Source organism: Vibrio sp. D431a (assembly GCF_030248655.1).
GTDB classification, from domain to species: Bacteria; Pseudomonadota; Gammaproteobacteria; order Enterobacterales; family Vibrionaceae; genus Vibrio; species Vibrio alginolyticus.
Window position 1 is genome coordinate 1 of sequence record NZ_JAHGAP010000104.1, and the last position, 512, is coordinate 512.

At 40.4% G+C, this 512-nt stretch carries 1 protein-coding gene; it reads right to left on the reverse strand.

Going from position 1 to position 512, the window contains the following annotated elements; translation table 11 throughout:
- Positions 1-202: 202 nt before the first annotated feature.
- Positions 203-415: a hypothetical protein gene (locus KJB35_RS28245; protein WP_005376999.1), complete on the reverse strand. Its 213-nt coding sequence runs from the start codon at positions 413-415 to the stop codon at positions 203-205.
- Positions 416-512: the final 97 nt, after the last annotated feature.

Here is a 512-nt window from a genome sequence, read left to right on the forward strand (position 1 = left end):
CTCTCATTACGTATAACGCCGCGTTAAGGGGTGAACAACGCAAGCCACCAAACCTAAATTATTGTGCCATAAACACAAAAGCTAAACTTAGAACCAAAATTGCCAAGCGTTGAGAATCCCTCTTGAACGCTTTGTTATGTTCGTAGCTATTTGAAGCCACTGATATTTACAAAACTATGTCTGGTCGATGCAACAGACTTGCTCACGCTAGGTACTGCCACACTTCAATTTGAATGTCTCTCAGTAAATTTTGAGTATGCTCCGACTGTAAATTAAGTTCGCACCAGCCATCAGTTCCCATATATTCAGCAGAAATATAGCTGATATTTTTAATACCACTTTCATTGTTGAGGATTCCAGATAGTCGGAAAATACCTAACTTTGTGTGGATTCTGCTAATTTTGAAGTTTTCCATAAACCTCCAAGAACATAACGCCCTGTTAAGGTGTGAGCAACGCAATGCCAAAGCCGCCGCATACCACCTTAAACACTAAGCGCAACGCATAGTAAAA

What these genes read in the sequence shown, in the direction of transcription:
- KJB35_RS28245 (WP_005376999.1), bottom strand. Translation starts at nt 415, where the DNA reads ATGGAAAACTTCAAAATTAGCAGAATCCACACAAAGTTAGGTATTTTC.